This is a genomic window from Pseudomonas siliginis (assembly GCF_024072275.1).
Classification (GTDB): Bacteria; Pseudomonadota; Gammaproteobacteria; order Pseudomonadales; family Pseudomonadaceae; genus Aquipseudomonas; species Aquipseudomonas siliginis.
Window position 1 is genome coordinate 5,235,049 of the sequence record NZ_CP099598.1, and the last position, 20,378, is coordinate 5,255,426.

17 protein-coding genes are annotated in these 20,378 nt (G+C 61.7%); 12 read left to right on the plus strand and 5 right to left on the minus strand.

What is annotated here, in order from left to right:
• Positions 1-170 precede the first annotated feature (170 nt).
• Positions 171-4,457 carry a DEAD/DEAH box helicase gene (locus NF676_RS24055; RefSeq protein WP_252886872.1) on the plus strand — a complete coding sequence of 1,429 codons (4,287 nt, stop codon included), beginning with the start codon at positions 171-173 and terminating at the stop codon, positions 4,455-4,457.
• Between the two features lie 116 nt (positions 4,458-4,573).
• Here the strand turns inward: NF676_RS24055 and NF676_RS24060 are convergent, their stop codons facing one another.
• Positions 4,574-6,676: a mechanosensitive ion channel family protein gene (locus NF676_RS24060; protein WP_252886873.1), complete on the minus strand. Its 2,103-nt coding sequence runs from the start codon at positions 6,674-6,676 to the stop codon at positions 4,574-4,576.
• A gap of 387 nt (positions 6,677-7,063) precedes the next feature.
• Here NF676_RS24060 and NF676_RS24065 point away from each other — a divergent pair, with 387 nt between their 5' ends.
• Genes NF676_RS24065 through NF676_RS24080 form a run of 4 tightly spaced genes read left to right on the plus strand, consistent with a single transcriptional unit; the run spans position 7,064 to position 11,038 of the window.
• Positions 7,064-7,990, plus strand: coding sequence for a DUF72 domain-containing protein (locus NF676_RS24065; protein WP_150638346.1), 927 nt, complete (start codon positions 7,064-7,066; stop codon positions 7,988-7,990).
• Positions 7,987-8,784, plus strand: coding sequence for an endonuclease/exonuclease/phosphatase family protein (locus NF676_RS24070; RefSeq protein ID WP_041477677.1), 798 nt, complete (start codon positions 7,987-7,989; stop codon positions 8,782-8,784). The genes NF676_RS24065 and NF676_RS24070 overlap by 4 nt, the downstream gene beginning before the upstream one ends.
• Entirely contained in the window at positions 8,781-10,055 is a 1,275-nt protein-coding gene (clsB, locus tag NF676_RS24075) for a cardiolipin synthase ClsB (RefSeq protein WP_016772961.1), read from the plus strand. The genes NF676_RS24070 and clsB overlap by 4 nt, the downstream gene beginning before the upstream one ends.
• Complete coding sequence (locus NF676_RS24080; RefSeq protein WP_024014510.1) at positions 10,052-11,038, plus strand: lysylphosphatidylglycerol synthase domain-containing protein; 987 nt, start codon at positions 10,052-10,054, stop codon at positions 11,036-11,038. Before clsB ends, NF676_RS24080 begins: the two co-directional genes overlap by 4 nt.
• A 111-nt stretch (positions 11,039-11,149) precedes the next feature.
• Here NF676_RS24080 and NF676_RS24085 read toward each other — a convergent pair whose 3' ends face one another.
• From NF676_RS24085 to NF676_RS24095, 3 genes are all read right to left on the minus strand, one after another.
• On the minus strand, positions 11,150-11,908 hold the full coding sequence (locus NF676_RS24085) for an alpha/beta hydrolase family protein (RefSeq protein ID WP_042610641.1): 759 nt from the start codon (positions 11,906-11,908) through the stop codon (positions 11,150-11,152).
• The gene (locus NF676_RS24090) at positions 11,898-13,007 is read right to left on the minus strand and encodes a DUF3182 family protein (protein ID WP_252886874.1); all 1,110 of its coding nucleotides are present in this window, start codon (positions 13,005-13,007) and stop codon (positions 11,898-11,900) included. The genes NF676_RS24085 and NF676_RS24090 overlap by 11 nt, the downstream gene beginning before the upstream one ends.
• 278 nt (positions 13,008-13,285) lie before the next feature.
• Positions 13,286-14,287: a GlxA family transcriptional regulator gene (locus tag NF676_RS24095; protein WP_252886875.1), complete on the minus strand. Its 1,002-nt coding sequence runs from the start codon at positions 14,285-14,287 to the stop codon at positions 13,286-13,288.
• A 101-nt stretch (positions 14,288-14,388) separates the two neighbouring features.
• On the opposite strand from NF676_RS24095, the gene NF676_RS24100 reads away from it, so the two are divergent.
• The 7 genes from NF676_RS24100 (at position 14,389) to NF676_RS24130 (ending at position 19,650) form a co-directional block, all read left to right on the plus strand.
• Positions 14,389-14,943 carry a cysteine hydrolase family protein gene (locus tag NF676_RS24100; RefSeq protein WP_252886876.1) on the plus strand — a complete coding sequence of 185 codons (555 nt, stop codon included), beginning with the start codon at positions 14,389-14,391 and terminating at the stop codon, positions 14,941-14,943.
• Positions 14,944-15,173: 230 nt separating this feature from the next.
• The gene (locus NF676_RS24105; RefSeq protein ID WP_225914461.1) at positions 15,174-15,755 is read left to right on the plus strand and encodes a YjfI family protein; all 582 of its coding nucleotides are present in this window, start codon (positions 15,174-15,176) and stop codon (positions 15,753-15,755) included.
• A gap of 17 nt (positions 15,756-15,772) precedes the next feature.
• Positions 15,773-16,471, plus strand: a complete 699-nt coding sequence (locus NF676_RS24110) for a PspA/IM30 family protein (RefSeq protein ID WP_041477670.1) — start codon at positions 15,773-15,775, stop codon at positions 16,469-16,471.
• 208 nt (positions 16,472-16,679) lie between these two features.
• Positions 16,680-17,330, plus strand: coding sequence for a DUF2491 family protein (locus NF676_RS24115; protein ID WP_252886877.1), 651 nt, complete (start codon positions 16,680-16,682; stop codon positions 17,328-17,330).
• A 15-nt stretch (positions 17,331-17,345) separates the two neighbouring features.
• Positions 17,346-17,771: a DUF350 domain-containing protein gene (locus NF676_RS24120; protein ID WP_016772952.1), complete on the plus strand. Its 426-nt coding sequence runs from the start codon at positions 17,346-17,348 to the stop codon at positions 17,769-17,771.
• An 18-nt stretch (positions 17,772-17,789) separates the two neighbouring features.
• Positions 17,790-18,491: a DUF1190 domain-containing protein gene (locus NF676_RS24125; RefSeq protein WP_252886878.1), complete on the plus strand. Its 702-nt coding sequence runs from the start codon at positions 17,790-17,792 to the stop codon at positions 18,489-18,491.
• A 1-nt stretch (position 18,492) separates the two neighbouring features.
• Positions 18,493-19,650, plus strand: a complete 1,158-nt coding sequence (locus tag NF676_RS24130; RefSeq protein ID WP_236169660.1) for a glutathionylspermidine synthase family protein — start codon at positions 18,493-18,495, stop codon at positions 19,648-19,650.
• A 197-nt stretch (positions 19,651-19,847) separates the two neighbouring features.
• Here the strand turns inward: NF676_RS24130 and NF676_RS24135 are convergent, their stop codons facing one another.
• The gene (locus NF676_RS24135; protein WP_041477666.1) at positions 19,848-20,369 is read right to left on the minus strand and encodes a single-stranded DNA-binding protein; all 522 of its coding nucleotides are present in this window, start codon (positions 20,367-20,369) and stop codon (positions 19,848-19,850) included.
• Between the last annotated feature and the right edge of the window lie 9 nt (positions 20,370-20,378).

A 20,378-nucleotide genomic window follows, 5' to 3' on the forward strand; every position in this document is an offset into this window, starting at 1 on the left:
AACCGTCATCCGTAAAGTGTAGATGCGCGGATTTGTATCGGCCTCACTGGCGCTATCGCGAGCAGGCTCGCTCCCACAGGAGACCGCATTCCAAGGTGGGAGCGAGCCTGCTCGCGAAGGCGTCCGAACGGTACTTGCATCTTCCCGCCCCCGCCCGCATAACTTCAATCATGAATCTGCCCCTCCCCGCCAACAGCGCGCTGGCCGGTTTTCACCCCGCCGTCAGCGCCTGGTTCAACAAGACTTTTCCGGCGGTCACCGCCGCTCAGGCCCGTGCGTGGCCGTTGATCCGCCAGCGCCGTTCGACGCTGATCGCCGCGCCCACCGGCTCTGGGAAAACCCTGACCGCGTTCCTCGCCGTGCTCGATGAGCTGGTGCACCGAGGTCTGGAGCATCCTGACGGTCTGCCCGCCGAAACCCTGGTGGTCTATGTCTCGCCGTTGAAGGCACTGTCCAACGACATCCAGATCAACCTGCAGAATCCGCTCGCCGGCATTACCGCGCAATTGCGCGAAATGGGCCTGCCGGAGCTGACCATCACTACCGCCGTACGCACTGGCGACACGCCGCAAAAAGACCGCGCCGCGATGCGCAAGAGCGCGCCGCATATTCTGGTGACCACCCCGGAATCGCTGTACGTGCTGCTCGGCTCGGAATCCGGGCGCAGGATGCTCGGCACCACGCGCACGGTGATCATTGACGAAATCCACGCCATGGCCGCTGGCAAGCGCGGCAGTCATCTGTCCTTGAGCCTTGAGCGTTTGCAAGCACTCTGCGCCGAACCGCTGACCCGCATCGGCCTGTCCGCCACGCAGAAACCGGTAGAAGCCGTGGCGCGGTTTCTGGTCGGTCACAATTGCCCCTGCGAAATCGTCGACATTGGCCACGCCCGCCCACGAGACCTGGGTATCGAAGTGCCGCCGGTGCCGTTGTCGGCAGTGATGGCCAACGATGTCTGGGAACTGGTGTACGAGCGCCTCGCCGAACTCGCTCGCGAGCACCGCACCACGCTGATTTTCGTCAACACCCGACGCCTTGCCGAGCGCCTCAGCCGGCATCTGAGCGAACGCCTCGGCAAGCAGGCCGTGGCGGCGCACCACGGCAGCCTGGCCAAAGAGTTTCGTCTCGATGCGGAACAACGGCTCAAGCGCGGCGAGCTGCAAGTGCTGATCGCCACCGCGTCGCTGGAACTGGGCATCGATATCGGTGAGGTCGACCTGGTCTGCCAGATCAGTTCACCGCGTTCGATTGCTGCGTTTCTGCAACGAGTCGGTCGCTCCGGACATCAGGTCGGCGGCACGCCCAAGGGTCGTTTGTTCGCCACCACCCGCGACGACCTGATCGAGTGCGCCGCCCTGCTCGACTGCGTGCGCCGGGGCGAGCTGGATACGCTGCACATTCCGGAAAAGCCGCTGGACGTGCTGGCGCAGCAGATCATCGCCGAGGTCAGTTGCCAGGAATGGTCGGAGGACGCGTTGCTGGCGATGTTCCGCCGAGCGTGGCCCTATCGTGACCTCGATGAAAAACACTATCAGGCCCTGCTGAGCATGCTCGCCGAAGGCTACAACGGTCGCCAGGGCATCCGCAGCGCCTACCTGCACCGCGACGCCGTCAGCCGCACATTACGTGGCCGGCGGGGCGCGCAACTGACCGCCGTGACCAGTGGCGGCACCATCCCGGACAACGCCGACTACAGCGTATTGCTAGAACCCCAGGGCTTGAACATCGGCAGCGTCAACGAAGACTTCGCCGTGGAAAGTATCGCCGGCGACGTGTTCCAGCTCGGCAATACCTCGTACCGCATCCTGCGGGTGGAAAGCGGCAAAGTGCGGGTCGAGGATGCGCAGGGCATGCCGCCGACCATTCCGTTCTGGCTCGGCGAAGCGCCGGGGCGCAGTGATGAACTGTCGGCGGCCGTCGCGCGCCTGCAAGCGCAGTTGGACGAATTGCTCAGCGCCAGCCCCGGCAATCTGCAACCGGCGCTCGACTGGCTGACCGCCACACTCGGCCTCAACCTCGCCAGCGCCGAGCAACTGGTCGAATATCTGGCGCGCGCGCGGCAAACCCTCGGCGCCCTGCCCTCGCAGGACACGCTGTTGATGGAGCGGTTTTTCGACGAGTCCGGCGGCACCCAACTGATCATTCACACGCCGTTCGGCAGCCGCATCAACCGCGCCTGGGGCCTGGCCTTGCGCAAGCGTTTCTGCCGCACCTTCAACTTCGAGTTGCAGGCCGCCGCCAGCGAAGACGCGATCGTGCTGTCGCTGTCCACCAGTCACAGCTTCGAGCTCGACGAGGTTTGGCGTTACCTGCACAGCAACAGCGCCGAACACACCCTTATTCAAGCCGTGCTCGATGCGCCCTTGTTTGGCGTGCGCTGGCGCTGGAATGCCGGGGTGGCGCTGGCGTTGCCGCGCTTCACCGGCGGGCGCAAAGTCGCTCCGCAACTGCAACGGATGAAAAGCGAAGACCTGATCGCCAGTGTGTTTCCCGACCAGATCGCCTGCCTGGAAAACCTCGCCGGCGAGCGTGAAGTCCCCGAACATCCGCTGGTGGAACAGACCCTCGACGATTGCCTGCACGAAGCGATGGACAGCGAAGGCTGGCTGACCCTGCTGCGGCGCATGGAGCGTGGCGAGGTGCGCCTGATCGCCCGGGATTTACCTGCGCCGTCGCCGCTGGCGGCAGAAATTCTCAGCGCCCGACCCTACACGTTTCTCGACGACGCGCCGCTGGAGGAACGCCGCACGCAAGCGGTGATTAATCGACGCTGGAGCGATCCGCAGTCGACCGATGATCTCGGCGCACTCGATGCCGATGCGATCACCGCAGTGCGCGAAGAAGCCTGGCCGTCGCCCAATTCCATGGATGAAATGCACGAAGCGCTGATGAGCCTCGCCTGCATCAGTGACGCCGAAGCGCGCGCCAACGCCGGTTGGCCGGACTGGCTGCAAACGCTGATGGCCAGCGGCCGCGCCTGCCGGTTGCAGATCGACGCCGAGCATCAGTTGTGGCTGGCTCGCGAACGCCTGAGTTGCCTGCAGGCACTTTATCCACAGGCCACGTTGGCGAGCGCAGCAGTCGTGCTGCCCGGGTTCGACGAAGCGTGGACATTCGATGAGGCGCTGGTCGAAGTGATCCGCGCCCGCCTCGGCGCCTTTGGGCCGACCCCTTTGCCAGCCATTGCCGAGCCGCTCGCCCTGCCCGCCGCGCAAGTGAGTCAGGCCCTCGCCCGACTGGAGCGTGAAGGGTACGTCTTGCGCGGCCAGTTCACGCCGAACAGCGCGATTGAAGAATGGTGCGAACGCCATCTGCTCGCGCGCATCCATCGCTACACGGTCAAGCGCCTGCGCCGGGAAATCGAACCGGTGGCATTGCAGGACTTCATGCGCTTTCTGTTCGACTGGCAGCATCTGACGCCGGCCACCCAAGGTCAGGGCAGCGCGGTGCTGCCGGCGATTGTCGGCCAGTTCGAAGGTTATCCGGCGGCAGCCTCGGCATGGGACAGCGACATCCTGCCGGCGCGCCTCAAGGACTATTCGCCGAGCTGGCTGGATGAACTGTGCCGCAACGGCAAACTGGTGTGGACGCGCATCAGCGCGCGGCAGAAAGTCAGCGGCTCGGCATTGCGCAGTACACCGATTGTGCTGCTGCCGCGCAGTCAGGTGGGTTTGTGGAGTGCGTTGGCTGAACAGACGCCGGTGAGTGAGTTATCGCCGAAAACACAGAAAGTCTTTGAGGCGCTGAGTCAGCATGGCGCGCTGTTTTTCGATGAGTTGATTCATGAAGCGCGCCTGCTGCGCAGCGAACTGGAAATTGCTTTGCAGGAACTGGTCGCCGCAGGTTTGGTGAACGCCGACAGCTTCGCCGGCCTGCGCGCGCTGATCACGCCGGCAAGCAAGCGCCAGCAGCGCAGTAGCCGACGCGGGCGCGGCGCGTTTATCGGCGGCATGGACGATGCCGGGCGCTGGGCATTGCTGCGCCGGGGTTCGTCAGCCGATGCCGCCGAGACACTCGAACACGTCGCCATGACCCTGCTGCGCCGCTACGGCGTGGTGTTCTGGCGCTTGCTCGAACGCGAAGCGGACTGGCTGCCGAGCTGGCGGGAATTGCTGCGCACCTTTCATCGTCTGGAGGCGCGGGGCGAGATTCGTGGCGGGCGGTTTGTCAGTGGTCTGGCTGGCGAGCAGTTTGCCTTGCCCGAAGCCATTCCCTTGCTGCGCGAAGTACGCCGCCGCCCGCAGGACGGCAGCCTGGTGGCGGTGTGCGGAGTTGATCCATTGAATCTGGCCGGAACCTTGTTGCCGGGGGCGAAGGTGCCGGCGCTGGTGAGCAATCGGCTGGTTTATCGCGATGGAGTGTCCGTGGCCGCGGTGATTGCCGGCAAGCAGCAGGTTTGGGTAGAGCTGGATCCGATAGCCATGGGACAACTGCATGCCAAGCTGATCCGGCATTGAGAGTGTTCGCACCGGCGTCTTCGCGAGCAGGCTCGCTCCCACAGTCCAATCCCATTGCCCCTGTGGGAGCGAGCCTGCTCGCGAAAGCGCCGGCCCTGTCTCTACACAAACAGGCGTCAGGTCCGTGACTCCTGCGGTACCTCATCCGCAACCACCGCCCCCTCCTCCTGCCGCTTCGGCAACAGCACCTGTTGTGGATAAGTCTGCGCAAAATGCACATTGGGTGTGTTATCCACAAGCTTCTTCAAGCGCTGGTTGAACGCGCGGCTCACCGCATATTGCCCACCTGACACCGTGCGAAATTGCGCCGTCAACACCACGCCGTTCAAGTCCATTTTGTCCACGCCAAACACATCCAGCGGCCCTTGCAGGTTGTACTTGAGGAACGGGTCTTCGCGGATCGAATCACCGGCCTCGCGAATCAGCTCAATGGCTTTGTCGACATCGGTGTCGTAGGTGAACTGCACCGAGAAAAATGCGAAGGCGAACTGGCGTGATTGGTTGGTCACAGCCTTGATCTGGCCGAACGGCACCGAGTGCACAAAACCCTTGCCGTCCCGCAGGCGCAAGGTGCGGATGGTCAAACCTTCCACGGTGCCGGCGTGGCCGGAATCGAGCACCACCCAGTCGCCGATCGACAGGGTGTCTTCGATGATGATGAACAACCCGGTGATGACGTCCTGCACCAGTTGCTGCGAACCGAAACCGATCGCCAGGCCGACCACGCCCGCACCGGCCAGTAGCGGCGCGACGTTGATGCCGAGGTTGGCCATGGTGGTAATCGCGCAGATCACCACGAGGATGATTTTGATCGCGTTGCGCAGCAGCGGCAGGATGGTTTTCACCCGCGTGCTCGGCTGGCGTGCCGCGCGTTTGCTCAGCGGCGGTTTCAGCGCTTCCTGAATCGCCGTGTCGAGCACCACCCACAGCAGCCACGTCACCAGGAAGATCAGGCCGATACTGCTCAAGGCGTTGCTGATCGCTCGACCGACGGTGCTGCTCTGGGCGAAATCGAGCAACGACACGCCCCAGATCCGCCCGAGAATATCGATGAACACAATCGCCATGACGATGCGCAGCAACGCATGCAACAGGCTGAGAAAACGCTCCTTGTAGGCACTGCTGCGCTGAATCGCCTCGGCCTTGCGTGATTTGAACAGGTGCTGCAACACCGTGCTGAGAAACACCGTGGCGATCAGCAGCACGGTAGTGAACAAGGCGCAGCGCAGGGCTTTCTGATTGTCCTCGCCGATGCCGATCAGGCTGACTGCCGAGACCAGCACCATCAGCACGATCGGCCAGTACCACAGCCCGGAAAATATCCGCAGCGACTCCTGCAGCGACGGTTGTTTCAAACGCTGAGCGAGCGGGCGATTGCGGATCAGATGCGCGACCGGCCGGCGCAGGCGAATCACCAGCAAACCGAAAATCACCGAGGCGATCAGTCCGGTGAACACGGCGATGCTGCTGGTGATATTGCCGCCCAGTTGCCGGGCGATCTGCGGGCTGGTCAGGGCATCGCTGAGGGCGGCGAGAAAGCCGATGAGGAACAGCGGTCGCGGGCAGTATTCACGGATGATTCGCGCGGCGGCGCGCTTGTGCCCGACGTTGAACATCACCACCACGCACAACAACATCGACGTGGAGAAAATGCCACTGCTGGTGGCGTAGGCCAGACACAGCGCCAGCGCACGGCCCACCGAAGCTTGCAGAAAATGGCTGACATACAGCGTCAGCGGCAGGCAGATCAGCGCCGGCACGGTGAAAGGCAGCACGTAGCCGAGCAGATCCTGACTGCGCTGGCGGGTGCGCAACCAGCGGCCCTCACGCAGACGCTTTGCCAGCAGACTGCCGAGCACGGTGAGCAGGGCGAAACTGCCCAGCCACACTCCCGACAACGTGAGGAAATCCCCGGCCACGCTCCAGCCCGAGCGATTCGACGGTTGCTTGACCAGCCGATCGACCTCATCCGCCGCGCGGTCAGCACGCAGCCGCCAGGCATCGACCAGGTGTTCGTTGAGATCGAGTTTTTCCTGCACATCGTCGATGCTCGTACTGATCGCCCCGAGCAGACCGCCCTGCACCAACGGTTCCGGTTCGGCGGGTTTCTCTGCCGTGTCGGCGGCAGCCGGAACGCCCGGTAGCGCGACGGCTTGCGATGTGTTGACGCCCAAGCACAGCAGCGCTCCCAGCAGAATGGCGATCCTGAAATTGCGCAAAGCTCCGATCTCCCGTGGCTGACCCTGGTAAGGAACTGATCGGTAATTGCGCGGCAAGTTCAAGAGCCCCCTCACCCCAGCCCTCTCCCCCAGGAGAGGGAGCCGACCGAGTTGCATGACCAAAATCACCAACTGCACGTCTTGAGTCGAACTCAAGTCCTGAAGACCATGAAAATCTGCTCCCTTCACAGTCGTACGCGATTTCAGGAGGCATGAAGATCTGCTCCCTTCCCCCTCGCACCCTTGGGGGAGAGGGTTGGGGTGAGGGGGTAAGCTCTTGATCTTCGCTTCACCCGCGACCGTCCGTAACGCCACCGAAACTTTCCCGCCCCCGCCGCAGTCATCACAGAACATCGGCAACACGAGGACTTTCTACGGGAGGATGGGATGGCGACGATTCACATCGGTATTTCAGGCTGGCGCTACGCCCCGTGGCGCGGGGATTTCTACCCGAAGGGACTGGCGCAGAAGCGCGAATTGCAGTTCGCCTCCCGCGCGGTCAACAGCATCGAAATCAATGGATCGTTCTACGCCCTGCAACGCCCTGAACGTTACGCCCAGTGGTACGCCGAAACCCCTGATGACTTCGTGTTCAGCGTCAAGGCGCCGCGCTTCATCACCCACGTGCGCCGTTTGCGCGAAATCGAAAAACCGCTGGCGAATTTCTTCGCCTCGGGCGTTCTGGAACTGAAGGAAAAACTCGGGCCGATCCTTTGGCAGTTTCCGCCGAATTTCAAATTCGACGCCGAGCGCTTCGATCACTTTCTCGCGCAACTGCCCCACGATACCCAAGCCGCAGCCGCCCTCGCCCGCCAGCACGACTCGCATCTGCCCGGCCACGCCAGCGTCAAAGCCTGGCGCAAGAAACCGCTGCGCCATGCGGTGGAAATCCGTCATGAAAGTTTCATCGATCCGGAATTCGTGCGCCTGCTCAAACGCCACAACACCGCGCTGGTCATTGCCGACACCGCCGGCAAATGGCCGTACCGCGAAGACCTCACCAGCGACTTCGTCTATCTGCGCCTGCACGGCGCCGAAGAGCTCTACGCCAGCGGTTATTCCGAGCAAGCGCTCAAGCGCTGGGCCGAGCGCATCGACGCCTGGCATCACGGTAAACAGCCAGAGGACGCCCACCTGATAGCCCCACGCCTGAAACCCCGCGCGCGCAAATCCCGCGAAGTGTTCTGCTACTTCGACAACGACATCAAAGTCCGCGCGCCCTACGACGCACGCAACTTGTTGCAGCGCTTCGACCTCGACAAAGACCTCGCCACAACTCCCGGGCAAGTCGCCGCAGAAGGAGTTCTGTCATGAGCATTCCCGAACCGGTCGGTTTCACCGACGAAGGCTCCGTGGTTGCGCCCTCGGTGCGCACCTTCACCATACTGACGGTCAACACCCACAAGGGCTTCACCGCGCTGAACCGGCGTTTCATCCTGCCGGAGCTGCGTGAAGCGGTGCGCAGCGTCGCCGCCGACGTGGTGTTTCTGCAGGAAGTGCACGGCACGCACGAGCAGCATCCGAAACGCTACGACAACTGGCCGACGATGCCGCAATACGAATTTCTCGCCGACAGCCTCTGGCCGCAATTCGCCTACGGGCGCAATGCCGTGTACCCGGCGGGCGACCACGGCAATGCGCTGCTGTCGAAATTCCAGATCATCCGCCACGACAACCTCGACGTGTCGATCAGCGGCCATGAAAACCGTGGCCTGCTGCATTGCGTGCTGCGCCTGCCTGGCGACGGCACCGAAGTGCATGCGATCTGCGTGCATCTGGGCCTGCGCGAGAGCCACCGCAACGCGCAACTGGATCTGCTGATGCAACGTCTCGCCGAATTGCCCGCTGATGCCCCGGTGATCGTCGCTGGCGATTTCAACGACTGGCGCCAGCGTGCCGATGCGCAGCTCAAGCCCTGTGGCCTGCGCGAAGTGTTCGCCGAGCAGTACGGCAAACCGGCGCGCAGTTTTCCCGCACGGCTGCCAGCGCTACGACTCGACCGCATCTACGTACGCAACCTCAAGGCCAGCCGCCCGAAAGTTTTGACCAACCGGCCCTGGTCCCACCTTTCCGACCACGCACCGTTATCGGTGGAGATTGAACTATGAACAGTGCGCCACTGGAAAAATCCGCCGTCGACCCGGTCCCGCTGAACCCGCCGGTGCGCGAGCCCGGCCACGTGGACGTCGAGTATCAATGGCACAGCAATAACCGCGTAGAGCTGCTGGAGAACGGCGAGGAGTATTTCCCCCGGGTATTCGAAGCGATGCGCGCAGCCAAGAGCGAGATCCTGCTGGAGACCTTCATCGTTTTCGAAGACAAGGTCGGCGCCGAGTTGCAGCAAATCCTCATCGAAGCCGCCCAGCGCGGCGTGCGCACCACGGTCAGCCTCGACGGCTTCGGCTGTGGCGAGCTGAGCACCGGCTATCTGTCGGCCTTGAGCGATGCCGGCGTGCATCTGCAAATCTTCGATCCGGCGCCGAAGCATTTGGGCATCCGCACCAACTGGTTCCGCCGCTTGCACCGCAAGATCGTGGTGGTCGACGGCTTGATCGCGTTCATTGGCGGGATCAACTTTTCCGGCGATCACCTGGCCGACTTCGGCCCTGAAGCCAAGCAGGATTACTCGGTGGAGATCCAAGGCCCGGTGGTCGCCGATATCCATCACTTCGCCCTGCTGCAAAGCGGTCGTCCCGGGCGCGCGCGGTTCTGGTGGCAGCGCCGGCGCCAGCGCCTGGAGGAAATGGCCTTCACCGATCACGACGGCCAGGTGCGCCTGGTGTTCCGCGATAACGATCAACACAACACCGATATCGAAGACGTGTATCTGCAAGTACTGCGCAAGGCCAAGCGCCGGGTGATCATCGCCAACGCCTACTTCTTTCCCGGTTACCGGCTGCTGCGTGAAATCCGCAACGCCGCCCGCCGTGGCGTCGAGGTGCGGCTGATCCTGCAAGGCCAGCCGGACATGCTCGTGGCGAAACTGGCGGCGCGCATGACCTACGATTATCTGCTGCGTGCCGGCGTGCAGATTCACGAATACTGCCAACGCCCGCTGCACGGCAAAGTCGCGCTGGTCGACGATGACTGGAGCACCGTGGGCTCAAGCAATCTCGACCCGCTGAGCCTGTCGCTGAATCTGGAAGCCAACGTGCTGATCCGCGACCGCGCGTTCAATCAGCACCTGTACGAACGCCTCGAAGATCTCAGCCAGAACCACTGCAAAGCCATGGACGCCAAGCTGTTGCCGCGCGGGCGTATCTGGCACATGACCGTGGGTTTTCTGGTGTTCCACTTCCTGCGGCACTTCCCGGCCATGGCCGGTTGGCTGCCGGCGCATAAACCGCGTCTGAAGCCTTTCCGAGGTGCGCGTCCATGAGTCATTCCGAAGTCCATTCCGATAGCCATTCGGCACAAGCGGCGCCGTCGAAATGGAGCCGCTGGAAACGTCCGCTGACCATCCTGTTTTTTCTCGCGCTCATCGTCCTGTTGACGATGTTCGCTACGCGCATCGAATGGGCCGAGGTGCTGGAGACCCTCGCCGATTTCAAGGTGCGCACGCTGATCATCGCCGCCAGCCTGACGTTGCTGAGCTTTCTGGTGTACGCCAGTTTCGACCTGATTGGCCGCACCTACATTCGTCAGGACCTGACCTGGAAGCAGATCCTGCCGGTGGGCATCATCAGCTACGCCTTCAACCTCAATCTCAGCGCCTGGGTCGGCGGCATCGCCATGCGTTATCGCTTGTATTCGCGGCTGGGCGTGAGCAAAGGCAACATTGCCAAGATTCTCGGCCTGAGCCTGGCAACCAACTGGTTCGGCTACATGACCATCGCTGGCGTAGTGTTCAGCAGCGGTCTGGTGACTATGCCGCCGGGCTGGAAACTCAGCAGTTCGGCCTTGCAACTGGTCGGGGTGTTATTGCTGCTGGTCAGCGCCGGCTATCTGGCGGCGTGTCAGTTTTCCAAACGCCGCGAGTGGTCGATTCGCGGCGTGGAAATCAACCTGCCGTCGCTGCGCATGGCGGTGCTGCAATTGCTCTTGGGCGCGTTGAACTGGTCGCTGATGGCGGCGGTGATCTTCACTCTGCTGCCAAGCAAACTGGATTATCCGCTGGTGCTTGGGGTGCTGTTGATCAGCGCGATTGCCGGGGTCATTACGCACATTCCGGCGGGGCTGGGTGTGCTGGAGGCGGTGTTCGTGGCGCTGCTGCAGCACGAGGCGTCGCGCGGCAGTCTGGTCGCGGGATTGCTGGCGTATCGGGCGATTTATTTTCTGCTGCCGCTGTTGATCACGGTGGTGATGTATCTGGTGGTGGAGGCCAAGGCAAAGGCACTGCGGATCGAGAAGAAACCTTCCTGACCATGCATTGCAGCGGATGGCCCTTTCGCGAGCAGGCTCGCTCCCACAGTTGAAATGCGCTCAACCTGTGGGAGCGAGCCTGCTCGCGAAGGGGCCGGTACTCGCGACAGATCATCTGGATTGGATAATGCTCAACCGCTCCCCCACCACCATCTCGGTAATCCAGTCCACCAGGATCGAGGTGTAGGCCTGCTGCGAAACTGGATCACTCAATGCATGATCGGCGCCATCAATAATCCGATGGGTCAATGAGTGAGTCTGCTGACAGGCGGCGCGGTAACTCATGATCGTCGCGTGGGGCACGAAGTCGTCGGTTTCCGATTCCACCAACAGCACGTCGCCGGTGAATTGCGAACAGGCATGCAGGGCGCGATTGCTGTCGGCGCGCACCAGCGTATTGCGATAATCGCGCAGGTCGGCCTTGTCCAGATCGCGCTTGGGCGTGTGCCATTGTTCATCCCGGTACAGCGCCGGCACGCGCAGCGCCAGCCAGCGCACCGGGCGCAGTGACGTCAGGATCGAGGCCAGATAACCGCCATAACTGGTGCCGACCACGGCGATCGCCGAAGTGTCGAGGGCCGGGTGCGCCAGCAGGCGATCGTAGGCCGCCAGCAAATCACGCAGATTGTCTTCACGGGTCACGCGGGTCAGCGGGATTCCGGTGCCGCCGGTGTGCCCGCGCAGGTCGAAAGTCAGGCACACACAACCCAGGCCGGCGATGCCTTTGGCCCGCTCCAGATCACGTTCCTGACTGCCCCCCCAACCGTGAACAAACAACACCCCCGGGACTTTCGATTTGGGACTGAGAAAAGTCCCGCTCATCTGTTCGTCATCAATGTCGATTTGAATGCTTTCGCTTCTAGCCGTCATAAGATTGGACCGTCACATATTTGAGAAGAAATGCGCTGTTTTCCGCCGGGCCGCGATAGACCTCGATGGCGTCCGCCGGCAGCGCCTGATCGGTATAGGTTTCCACCGACGACACGCGAATCGCGCGCATCTGTGGATCGTTGACGAAGCTCTGCAGCGCCGCCACTTCAGCGCTGCTGGCACCGCCCATGCGCCAGGATTGTTCGAGCACGCCGCTGCGCGGGTTGCCGCTGGCGTCGAGGCCTTGGGCGATATCGTAATTGCGCCGCGAGGCGAAGAAGTGCGGGTAGGCTTCGTTGGCGGCGCTGTCGAAGACCTGTGCCTGTTCGATGGCCAGACGCACATCATCAGGCAGATCCAGCGCGAGCAATTGGTCATAGCCCCCTTGCACCACCAGCAGATTCGAACCGCCGTAGACCTCTTCGCCCAGGCCGTCCTCGGTCAAGTATTGATCACCGCAGTAGCTCAACACTTTGCCGCCGATGAACGACTGGCCGACGCTGTGGGTGACGACGTTGCGCAAGTCCTGCTCCAGCACTACGCCGTCGCTGAACAGGCTTGGCGCTTCGGGACGAGCGAGGATTTCATCGAACGCATCGAGGCTTTTGATCACTTCCTGACCGCGACCGGCGCAAGCGTGAATCGGCTTCAAGCGAATCGGCCCGGCGTACAACAGATGCTCGGCGGCGGGCCGCGCATCTTCCAGGGCGAATACGCTGAGACCGTCGAGCACAACGTTGCGCACCCGCTCCGAAAACAGCGGCGACCAGCCCTGCGGCGCGTGCGCCAGATGACTGCGCAAACCGTGGCTGATGGCTTTGGTGCAGATGAAATCGTATTCGACGTAACCGCCCCACAAGTCATCGGGGCCGTTGATGCCAAGTGCTTGCGCGTGGGCGGCGCCGACGATGGTTTGCGTTGGCAGCAGATACAGCTCGCGGCCCTGATGTTTGGCTGGATCGTAACTGCCGCCGAATTTGCAGCCGAGAATCTGCGCCAGCCAACGCGCCAGGGCCTTGTTGGTCTCGACTTCATGTTGCGGCGCCTCGGCACGCACCGAATGGGCCACGACGATTTTGTTGCTGGGTGTCGGGGTCATGCGTTCCCCTTTATCAGTCGATGGGTTCTCAAAGGAAATTGCAGAGATCAGGCCAATCAACGATCCCCCCGAACCGCCCGATAATCGGGAGCTTGCCGTGACTGTGCTGGCATCACGCCTGTTTCAAACTGCACGACAGCGCGCAAAACTCCGGCAAATTGCACGATCTCTCACCCTCGCCGCGATCATTGTGGGAGCGAGCCTGCTCGCGAAAGCGTAGTGTCAGCCGACTACAATTCTGTAGATCCAGCGCCTTCGCGAGCAGGCTCGCTCCCACATTAGTTCATCGTCGTTCTGGGAGCGGGATTCACACCAAACCGCCCCCGGTACTCACTCGGCCCAAGCCCGGTAATCTTCTTGAAGATCGCACGAAACGCGCCCGGATCCTGATAGCCGACAGTCCAGGCAATGTGGTCGATCGTGCCATTGGTGAACTCGAGCATTTCCCGCGCCTTGCCGACCCGCAGGTGCTGGCAGTACTCGGTCGGTTTCAAGCCTGTCGCGGCGCGGAATCGGCGCAGGAAAGTACGCTCTTCAAGTCCCGCACGCTCGGCCATCGCGTTCAGCGAAACATCCGTCGCCCCGGTGCTTTGCAGCCAGTGCTGGACCTTGAGAATCGCCGCGTCGCCATGGCTGAGGATCGGTGCGAAATTGCTTCCGCATTCACTGGCGCTGTCGCTGTGTTCCATCACCAGAAAACGCGCGGTCGCGGTGGCGATGCTCGGGCCGAGCAAGCGATCGACCAGGCGCAACCCCAATTCCGACCATGCCATCAGCCCGGCCGTGGTGATCAGGTCACCGTCGTCGACAATCGGCGTGTCGGCCTTGAGTTTGATCTTCGGGTAACGCTCGGCAAAAGCCTGGGCCGAGGTCCAGTGCGTGGTGGCGCTGCGACCGTCGAGCAAGCCGCTTTCGGCGAGCATCAACGAGCCCACACAAACACCACCAAGGGTTGCGCCGTGCGCATGCTGATCGCGCAGCCATTGCGCAAGACTCGCAGTCATCTGCGCCGCATCGAACCCGCCGAGGGACGGCGGAATCAGCACGGCGAGCAAAGCGCCTTCGGCACCGGGATGACTGTCATAGACCCGCGCCGGCAACTGCTCGCCATCGACCTGCCAGTGACTGACTCGCAGCACGGGCAATTGCACAGCCCGATACTCGGCAGCGATGCGATTGGCCACGGCGAACAGATCGGTCAGACCGTGCACCGCCGCCAGTTGCGCGCCGGGGTAAATCAGCACGCCCAGTTCAGCGGTGGCGGCTCTTTGTGCAGCCATTGTCAGTTTTCCCCCGTCTATTGTCGGTGCGGCCAATCCTCGAATCCTCGGCCAGCGTCAATACTGAGGCCACACCCAATCACCGTCTCGAGGACAATCCCATGGCCAAGCAAGCGCTCATCGTAGTCGATATCCAGAACGACTACTTCCCCCAAGGCAAGTGGCCGCTGGTCGGCGCCGACGCCGCTGCCGATAACGCCGCACGGCTGATCGCAGCCTTTCGCGAAACGGGCGATCCGGTGGTGCACATTCGGCATGAATTCACCTCCGAAGACGCGCCGTTTTTCACTCCCGGCTCCGAGGGCGCGAAACTGCATCCGAAAGTGCTCAACCGCGCCGACGAGCCGGTGGTGCTCAAGCACTTCGTCAACTCGTTCCGTGAGACTGAGCTGAAATCGGTGCTCGACGAACACGGGATCACCGACCTGGTGGTGGTCGGCAGCATGAGCCATATGTGCGTCGATGGCATCACCCGCGCGGCGGCGGACATGGGGTATGCGGTCACGGTGATTCACGATGCCTGCGCCAGCCGTGATCTGGAATTCAATGGCCTTACGGTGCCGGCCGCTCATGTGCACGCAGCCTTCATGGCGGCGCTGGGTTTCGCCTATGCCAGCGTGGTATCCACTGACGAGTTCCTGAGCAGCAACGCCTAGCAACAACTGCGCAATCTACTGGCCCGCCACGTTGCGGGCCTTTTTGCGTCTGTCATGAAAATCTCACGCGTGAGTCATTGATGGCACTTTGCATTGGTTGTAGTGTGGCCCACGCGTGAGACGCTCATAACCGGATTCCAGCCATGACAAGCCGCACTCCGACGCCTGCCGCAGCCAGCCCCAAGGGCGAGCGTGGCAAGACGTCAGCGAAAAAACCGTCGAGCTTCTACATGAAGCAGATGCGCGCAGGCCTGGCCGCCGCCGGTTATGTGAAACACGAAACTTGGGTGCTTCCGGAAAACCGAAGCTTGCTCAAGCAAATGGAGCAACAGCTACGCCAACCGATTCTGGCTGGCTCTTTCATGTCGGAGAAATACATGAGCGCAGGCAACAACTGGACCATCGACAGCCTCTTCAATGCCCTCAAGGCGCTGGACGAGGTGGCTTCCCAAGAGATTTCGCTGTCCCTGATCCAGAGCTCCGAGCCGAGCATCAAGCTGGAAATGAACGAATTCGGTGGTCTGCCGATTCACATCGCCCTGGCCGGCCAGCAGATCATCGTCGACACCGTGCTGGTGGACATCGATTCGATCAGCAATGTCCAGGCGTTCAACGATGCCGTACTGCGCAGCCGCGAGATGTTCCCGCTGTCTTCGATCGGGATCGAATCGATGCCGAACGGGCAGACCGTCTACAACATGTTCGGCGCCCTCAGTGCTGATTCGAGCCTGACCAACGTCGTCACCGAGGTGAAAACCCTGGTCGACAACGTGCAGCGCGCCAGCGAAGCCTTCGAACACTTCTTCAAGTAATCAACAGGGAATATCCAATGACTCAGTCCATCTGGAGCAAGTTGTTCACCGCACTGCGCGGCGGCGCCAATGAAGTTGGCGAAGCCATCGCCGACCAGCAGGCCCTGCGCATCCTCGATCAGGAAATTCGCGACGCCGACACCGCGCTGTCCAATGCTCGCCGCGAACTGGTGACGATCATGGCCAAGCACAAACTGGCCGCCGACCGCGTCAGCGAATACGACGCCAAGATCAAGGACCTCGAAGCCAAGGCTGTGGCCGCGTTGAATGCCGGCCGCGAAGACCTGGCGCTGGAAGTGGCCGAAGCGATTTCGACCCTGACCAACGACCTCGCTGCCGAGAAGAAACTCAGCGATGAATTCGGCGCCTACGCCGACAACATGCGCAAAGACATCAGCAAAGCCGAATCGCGGATCAAGAGCCTGCGCCAGCAAGTGGACATGGCCAAGGCCCGCGATAGCGTGCAGAAAGCCCAGGTCAGCGCCTCGATTGCCAGCGGCGGCGCCAACGGCAAACTGGAAACCGCGGTCGGCACCCTGAACCGCCTGCAAGCCAAGCAGCAGCAACGCGCTGCCGAGCTGAGCGCAGCGGACGAACTGGCCGATGCCTCCACCGGCAACGACCTGGAACGCAAACTGCGCGACGCCGGCATCACGCCGAACGAAGGCAGCGCCAATGCGATCCTTGAGCGCCTGAAGCAGAAGTCCGCGCAGTAAGGACTGAACGGTAACTTGTGGGAGCGAGCCTGCTCGCGAAAGCGTCGTGACAGTCAAATAATCGAGTGACTGACACAACCCATTCGCGAGCAGGCTCGCTCCCACATGGTTTTGCGGCGTAATTGCCCCTGCTCGTTCACCGCTTCGCCCGTTACACTACCGCCACTTTTTCATCCGAACACCTCCACCCGCTTCAAGGAACGTACCCATGGGATGGTTTAAAGACTTGCTCGGCACCAGCAATTGGCAGACCGCTGCGCCAACGACCACCGGCGCCAGCGGCCCGCTGGGCATGGCTCAAGGCAAAGGCGTGCGCTTCGACACGACCCTGGCGTTGCTGCTGGAAGGCTCGACTTCGGTGCGGGTGCCATTCGATCAAGCGGTGTGGAGCGCCGGCTGGGTCGATCTCGGCCAGTCCAACAAACTGCACCGCTATTACATGAACGACGAGGATTTCTGGGTGCAGATCCACGTCACCGGCGATGATCAGGTCGAGTCGGTCACCCTGTTCAATTACCTCAGCTACGTGACGGTCAACAGTGACGCCGAACTGCAGCGTCTGGCCGGCCCCAACAGCCTGATCGGTCTGCCGACCTACAACCACGACGGTGTTGAATACGCCCGCGAATGGGGCACCGAACTGCAGCAGACTGAACTGGTGCCAATGACCGAACACGTGGTCAATCCGGACGAGTCCTACACCATCAAGCACCACGCCATGCTGTATGCCCGCGACACCGGTCTGACCGATCGCCGCGAACTGCTGCTGTTCTCCGTCGAACAGGACGAAGAAGGCACCGTCAGCCTGAGCACCTCGCTGGGCATCTCGCTGTACACGACTGATTTGAGCGCCATCTAAAAAAGGAAGTTTTTCATGCTGGAAGTCTTGGCCGTTTCTCTGAACAAAACCGCGCTGGTCGGTTTTGTCGTCTACCTGATCGGCGCCGTGTTGCTGTTCATGCTGTTTCAATTCGTCTACACACGCATCACCGCGCACAAGGAATTCGAGCTGATCCGTGCCGGCAACACTGCCGCCGCCATTGCCCTGTCCGGGGCGATCATCGGTTTCGCCATTCCGGCGAGCAACGTGATCGCCTACTCGGTCAACGTGCTCGACTTTGTCCTCTGGGCGGTCATCGCCGCCGTTGTGCAATTGCTGGCGTTTGTCGCTACCGGGCTGGTGCTCAAGGGCACTTCCCAGCGCATCGCCAACGGCGAAGTGGCGGCCGGCATCTATGTGGCTGCCGTGGCGATCAGCGTCGGCATGCTCAATGCCGCGTGCATGACCCCGTCCCACTGACCGGCAGGAAGCCTCTCGATGAAACGCAGCAAATACGTGCAATTGTCCCTCGCCGCATCGGTGGCGATGGCGATTTCCGGTGAAGCAGCGGCGCTGGATCAGCCGCGCAATTTCCAGAGCGTTGAACAGTGTGTCGACGCCGAATTGGCCGCCGATCTCTGCTCCAGCGCCTACGTCGCCGCCCTGAACGAGCACCGTCGCATCGCCCCGGCTTACACCGACAAGGCCAAGTGCGACGCAGACTTTGCCGCTGGCTGGTGTCAGAAAAATTCCGATGGCCGTTTCGTGCCGAAACTCGGCGGCTTCAAAGTGCCGGGCAATGCCGAGACGCCGCAAGATCTCGATGCCATCGCCAATTCGCAAATGCCGGCGGGCGACACCACCACCAGCAGCAGTGCCAGCCACGGCGGCTCGCACTATTCCGGTGGCTCAGGTGGCGGCGGCAATGGCTGGCTGACCGGATGGCTGATCGGCAACGCAATGAGCAACAACGCCGAACGCACCGTTTACCGTGATCGCGAAACGCGCCAGCCGTTCAACACCTCAACGCAGTACCGCCGAGCTGACACAACCTCGCGCAGCCAATCGGATTACGAGAGCAGCAAGAGCAAACCGGTGAACGTTGCGTCGTCGACTTCGCGCGGCGGTTTCGGCAGCCAGTCCAGCGCCCGCAGCGGTTGGGGTGGCTGGGGCAGCAGTTCCGGACGCTCGAGCAGTTGACATGAAAAAGATCCACTGCGCCGAGCGCCCCGACTGGAAACACACCGCCGAAAGCCTTGGTTTCCTGTTCCACACCATCGACGACGAACCGTACTGGGACGAAAGCGCCTACTACCAGTTCAGCCTCGCGCAGATCGAAAACGATCTGGAAGACCCGACCACCGAACTGCACGAGATGTGCATGGACCTGGTGGATCGCGTGGTCAACAGCGAGGAGTTGCTCGATCGCCTGAGTATCCCGGCGGCGTACTACGACATGATCCGCACCTCCTGGCGCGAAGGTCATCCGCATCTGTACGGTCGCATGGACTTTTCGTACAGCGGCAACGGGCCGGCGAAACTGCTGGAGCTCAACTACGACACGCCGACCAGCCTCTATGAAGCGGCAGCCTTTCAATGGGGCTGGCTGGAACAGTGCATCGAGCGTGGCACGCTGCCGCCACATGCTGACCAGTTCAACAGCATCGACACCAAGCTGCATCAGGCCTTCGCCGAGTTGCAGTTGAAGCGGCCGTTCTACTTTGCGTCGATGAAGGATTCGGTCGAGGACAAAGGCACCACCGATTACCTGCGGCTGATCGCGGAAAAGGTCGGCATCGAATCACGCCACATCGATATCGAAGACATTGGCCTGACGGCTGAAGGTCGTTTCGTCGATCTGCAGGATCGCTGGATCCCGCACCTGTTCAAGCTGCACGCCTGGGAATTCATCTTCCACGAGCCGTTCGGCGCAGCGATCGCCGAATGCGATACGCAGTTTTTCGAACCGGCGTGGAAGGCGATTCTGTCGAACAAAGGTGCCCTGCCGCTGCTGTGGGAATTGCACAAGGGACATCCGAATCTGCTCGCTGCGCACCTTGATCCGAATCCGCAGAGTGCGGTGCCGAAGGGCTGGGTGCGCAAGCCGTACTTTTCCCGCGAAGGTGCCAACATCGAACTGCAAACAGTGGAAGGTCTGATCGTCAAAGAGGACGGGCCTTACACCGATGCGCCATTCATCCTGCAGGAGTTCGCACCGCTGCCGAAGTTTGGCGACAGCTACACGCTGATTGGCTCGTGGGTGATTGGCGATGAGGCAGCGGGGATTGGTGTGCGTGAAGACAATAGTCTGATCACCAAGGATTCAAGTCGATTTTTGCCGCACCTGATCCTCGACTGAAACAATTCCTCATGTAGGAGCTGACGAGTGCAACGAGGCTGCGATCTTTGATCTTCAGAAGCAACGTCAAAAGATCGCAGCCTCGTTGCACTCGTCAGCTCCTACAGGTGATAGGGGTCGCGCTGAAATTGCCTCACAAAAAAGGCCCGTCGTTTAAGCGACGGGCCTTTTTCATTCAAGACGGTTACAGCGGCAAATCAGAACGGAATATCGTCATCGAAGCTGTCGAAATCCGGAGCCGGTTGCGGTGCGGCCTGCTGCGGTGCTTGCGGAGCCGAACGCTGCTGTGGAGCCGACTGCTGCGGGCGCGGTGCCTGCTGACGTGGCGCCTGCTGCTGGTAGTTGTTGCCGCCGCCTTGCTGGTCGCCCTGTTGTGGACGGCCGCCGAGCAGTTGCATGGTGCCTTGCATGTCGACCACGATTTCAGTGGTGTAACGCTTGATGCCGTCCTTTTCCCACTCGCGGGTCTGCAGCTTGCCTTCGATGTAGACCTGCGAACCCTTGCGCAGGTATTCACCGGCGATCTCGGCAACCTTGCCGAACATCGATACGCGGTGCCATTCGGTCTTCTCGACCTTCTGACCGGTCTGCTTGTCGGTCCATTGTTCGCTGGTGGCCAGACTCAGGTTGGTCACGGCATTACCGTTAGGCAGGTAGCGAACTTCGGGATCCTGGCCGCAAGTGCCGACCAATATGACTTTGTTAACCCCACGGGCCATAACGTTCTC

Excerpts from the sequence above, each read along its gene's own strand:
- NF676_RS24120 (WP_016772952.1), top strand. The coding sequence starts at position 17,346 with ATGCTGGAAGTCTTGGCCGTTTCTCTGAACAAAACCGCGCTGGTCGGT.
- NF676_RS24065 (WP_150638346.1), top strand. The coding sequence starts at position 7,064 with ATGGCGACGATTCACATCGGTATTTCAGGCTGGCGCTACGCCCCGTGG.
- NF676_RS24080 (WP_024014510.1), top strand. The coding sequence starts at position 10,052 with ATGAGTCATTCCGAAGTCCATTCCGATAGCCATTCGGCACAAGCGGCG.
- NF676_RS24115 (WP_252886877.1), top strand. The coding sequence starts at position 16,680 with ATGGGATGGTTTAAAGACTTGCTCGGCACCAGCAATTGGCAGACCGCT.
- NF676_RS24125 (WP_252886878.1), top strand. The coding sequence starts at position 17,790 with ATGAAACGCAGCAAATACGTGCAATTGTCCCTCGCCGCATCGGTGGCG.
- NF676_RS24055 (WP_252886872.1), top strand. The coding sequence starts at position 171 with ATGAATCTGCCCCTCCCCGCCAACAGCGCGCTGGCCGGTTTTCACCCC.
- NF676_RS24100 (WP_252886876.1), top strand. The coding sequence starts at position 14,389 with ATGGCCAAGCAAGCGCTCATCGTAGTCGATATCCAGAACGACTACTTC.
- NF676_RS24090 (WP_252886874.1), bottom strand. The coding sequence starts at position 13,007 with ATGACCCCGACACCCAGCAACAAAATCGTCGTGGCCCATTCGGTGCGT.
- NF676_RS24110 (WP_041477670.1), top strand. The coding sequence starts at position 15,773 with ATGACTCAGTCCATCTGGAGCAAGTTGTTCACCGCACTGCGCGGCGGC.
- NF676_RS24135 (WP_041477666.1), bottom strand. The coding sequence starts at position 20,369 with ATGGCCCGTGGGGTTAACAAAGTCATATTGGTCGGCACTTGCGGCCAG.
- NF676_RS24070 (WP_041477677.1), top strand. The coding sequence starts at position 7,987 with ATGAGCATTCCCGAACCGGTCGGTTTCACCGACGAAGGCTCCGTGGTT.
- NF676_RS24095 (WP_252886875.1), bottom strand. The coding sequence starts at position 14,287 with ATGGCTGCACAAAGAGCCGCCACCGCTGAACTGGGCGTGCTGATTTAC.
- NF676_RS24105 (WP_225914461.1), top strand. The coding sequence starts at position 15,174 with ATGAAGCAGATGCGCGCAGGCCTGGCCGCCGCCGGTTATGTGAAACAC.
- NF676_RS24085 (WP_042610641.1), bottom strand. The coding sequence starts at position 11,908 with ATGACGGCTAGAAGCGAAAGCATTCAAATCGACATTGATGACGAACAG.
- clsB (WP_016772961.1), top strand. The coding sequence starts at position 8,781 with ATGAACAGTGCGCCACTGGAAAAATCCGCCGTCGACCCGGTCCCGCTG.
- NF676_RS24130 (WP_236169660.1), top strand. The coding sequence starts at position 18,493 with ATGAAAAAGATCCACTGCGCCGAGCGCCCCGACTGGAAACACACCGCC.